Origin of the sequence: Stenotrophomonas sp. 2YAF22, from assembly GCF_052114665.1 — a bacterium.
In the GTDB taxonomy this organism is placed as follows: Bacteria; Pseudomonadota; Gammaproteobacteria; order Xanthomonadales; family Xanthomonadaceae; genus Stenotrophomonas; species Stenotrophomonas indicatrix.
Genome location: NZ_JBFRFE010000548.1, coordinates 1 through 3,018, shown reverse-complemented (window position 1 = coordinate 3,018; position 3,018 = coordinate 1). Strand labels below are relative to the sequence as shown.

Here is a 3,018-nt window from a genome sequence, read left to right as displayed (position 1 = left end):
TTTCTCCAGCGCGCGGGCCAGCTTGCGGTTGCATGAGTCCTTGCGCAGGCTGCCGACGAATACAGCAATGGTGGGGACGGACATCAGGACATACTCCTCACGGTGCGGGAGGGCCAGCCTAGCCGCCGCGCCCTTCCCCGCCGGTGAAGATCAAGCGCGCTTCACGCCTGCGCGCACCTGCCGCCAGTGGTCCTGCCAGGCCTGGAACATCAGCACGTTCCACAGGTGCGTGTGCCACTTGCGCTGGCCGCCCAGGAACTGCTGCCACAGCGGCTGCACGGCGGCGGCCGACAGCACGCCTTCGCGTTCCAGTCGCGCCGGCTGCAACAGCTCGTCCGCCCAGGGCTTCAGATCGCCCTTCAGCCAATCACTGACCGGTGCGCCGAATCCACGCTTGGGCCGGTGCACCATCGACTGCGGCACGTACCGCCCCAGCACGCGCTTGAGCAGCACCTTGCTGGTCGACTCACTGCGCTTGAAGCCCAGCGGCAGCGACCACGCGAACTCGGCCACGCGCCAGTCCAGCAAGGGCGCACGTGCCTCCAGGCTGACCGCCATCGATGTGCGGTCGACCTTGCACAGCAGATCATCGGGAAGATAGCTGACGAAGTCGGCCAGCATCATCGCGTCGGCCGGCGTACCGGCACCATGCAGCGGATCGGCCAGATCGTAGAAGCTGCCCGCCTCGCGTGCACCGATCACCGCGGCCGCCGGATCGCGCCAGCGCGAGATGCGGTTGCGATACACATCGCCGATACCACGTGCGCCGGTTTCGGCCAGCAACGCGGCCAGCCCGCCGGTGCGCGACGCCTCGCCCTGCTGATGCGCACGCGCGCCCATCCAACGCCGCAGCGGCGCGGGCACCCGTCCCAGCATCTGCCAGTTGCGCAGCGCACGCACATAGCGGGTATAGCCGAAGAACAGCTCATCGCCGCCATCGCCGGACAACGCAACGGTCACGCCCTGGCGGGCGAGGCGGGCGACCAGCGCGGTCGGCACCTGCGAGGCATCGGCAAAGGGTTCGTCGAACATCGCCGGCAGCTGCGGCACCACCGCCAACGCATCGGCGCCACTGACATACAGCTCGGTGTGATCACAGCCAAGGTGGGTAGCCAGTTCCCTGGCCAACGGTGCCTCGTCGTGGTGCGAGCCGCTGAAGCCGATGCTGAAGCTGTGCACCGGCTGCCCGCTCTGCGCCTGCATCAGCGCCGCCACCAGCGACGAATCGGTGCCGCCGGACAGGAACACGCCCACCGGCACATCGGCGACCATGCGCAGCGCCACCGCATCCCGCAGCAGGCCATCCAGCTGCTCCTCGGCCTCCTCGATGCGGCCCTGGAACGGTGTGGCCAGTGCCGCCTGCATGCGCGCGCGCGCGTCCCAGTACGGACGCTGCGCCTGCTCGGGCCGATGGGCGCTGGCCCCGGCCGCCACCGTCGCCGCATCCAGCCGCAGCACGCGCCCGGGCATCRGTTTGTAGCAGCGCTGGTGGATGCTGTGCGGTGCCGGGATGTAATCCAGCCGCAGCAGCAGCGTCAGCGCATCGCGGTCGATATCGTTGTCGAAATCCGGGTGCTGCCAGAGCGCCTTCAGCTCCGAGCCGAACACCAGGGCATCACCGGCCCAGCCGTAGTACAGCGGCTTCTTGCCGACCCGGTCGCGGGCCAGCCACAAGCACTGTTCCTGGCGGTCCCACAGGGCGATGGCAAACATGCCGTTGGCGCGCTGCAGGGTGTCCTCGACGCCCCACTGCAGGATCGCGGCCAACAGCACCTCGGTATCGGAATGGCCACGGAACGCATGCCCCAGCGGCTCCAGTTCGGCGCGCAGCGTGGCGAAGTTGTAGACCTCGCCGTTGTAGGCCATCACATAGCGGCCGTCGGCCGAGGCCATCGGCTGGTGGCCCAGCGGTGAAAGATCGAGGATGCTCAGGCGCCGGTGGGCCAGGGCAATGCCAGCGGCGGCATCTACCCAGGTACCGCCGTCATCCGGCCCGCGATGGTGCAGCGCCTGGCCCATGGCCTGCGCCTGCGCCTGCAGGACCTCGGCCGGCGTCTGTGCCGCCGGCAACAACATACCTGCCAATCCACACATGCATCAGGGTTCCTGCGCCAGGTCGAGGGCGGCGCCAATCACCGCATTGTCGCTTGGAAGCCCGAACATTGCTGCCCCCGCCAGTGGCGTATAGGTATCGGCACCGCAGACCCGGCGCACGGGCAGGTGGCCATGGCCGGCCTCGACCAGCGCGGTGATCACGCCTTCGCCGACGCCACCACTCCGCCGCCCCTCGTCCAGCACCAGCACCCGCTGCGCAGTGGCGGCCTGGGCGCCGATGAAGGCCGCATTCAACGGCACCAGCCAGCGCAGGTCGACCACACGCACCTGCCAGCCCAGCTGCTGCTCGATGGCGACCGCTGCACGCAGCGCCATCGGCACACCGTTGCCGTAGGTGAAGATCACCAGATCGGTGGCATCCGGCGAGTACACCCTGCCCTCGCCCAGCACCAGCGCCTGCCCGGGCGCAGGGTAGTCGAACAACCACTGGCCGTCGCCGGTCGCGTGCAGATCCTTGGTCATGTAAAGGGCGATCGGTTCCAGGAACACCGCTACCCGGCCATCCACGCGGGCCAATGCCGCCAATGTGCGCAGCATCATCACCGCATCATCGCCACGCGACGGACAGCCCACCACCAGTCCCGGGATGTCACGCAGCGCCGTGATCGAATTGTCGTTGTGGAAATGGCCGCCGAACCCCTTCTGGTAGCCCAGCCCGGCCACCCGTACCAGCATCGGGTTGCGGAACTGGTCGTTGGAGAAGAACTGCAGCGAGCAGGCCTCGCCACGTACCTGGTCGATGGCGTTGTGCAGGTAGGCCAGGTACTGGATTTCCGGGATCGGCAGCATGCCCATGTTGGCCAGCCCCTGGGCCATGCCCAGGATCATGGTCTCGTCCAGCAGCGTGTTGAACACCCGGCGCGGGCCGAAACGGCGCAGCAGGTCGCGCGTCACCGTGTAAAC

Annotated in this window: 2 protein-coding genes and 1 pseudogene; all 3 read right to left on the bottom strand. The window is 68.3% G+C overall.

What is annotated here, in order from left to right; genetic code table 11:
- Positions 1-84 (bottom strand): annotated as a pseudogene (locus tag AB4Y84_RS17940) (NADPH-dependent FMN reductase); the annotation flags it as partial.
- Positions 85-150: 66 nt separating this feature from the next.
- The gene (asnB, locus tag AB4Y84_RS17935) at positions 151-2,094 is read right to left on the bottom strand and encodes an asparagine synthase (glutamine-hydrolyzing) (protein WP_442250583.1); all 1,944 of its coding nucleotides are present in this window, start codon (positions 2,092-2,094) and stop codon (positions 151-153) included.
- Positions 2,095-2,097: 3 nt separating this feature from the next.
- Positions 2,098-3,018: alpha-ketoacid dehydrogenase subunit beta (locus AB4Y84_RS17930; RefSeq protein WP_442250582.1), on the bottom strand; the 921-nt coding region annotated here is incomplete at its 5' end.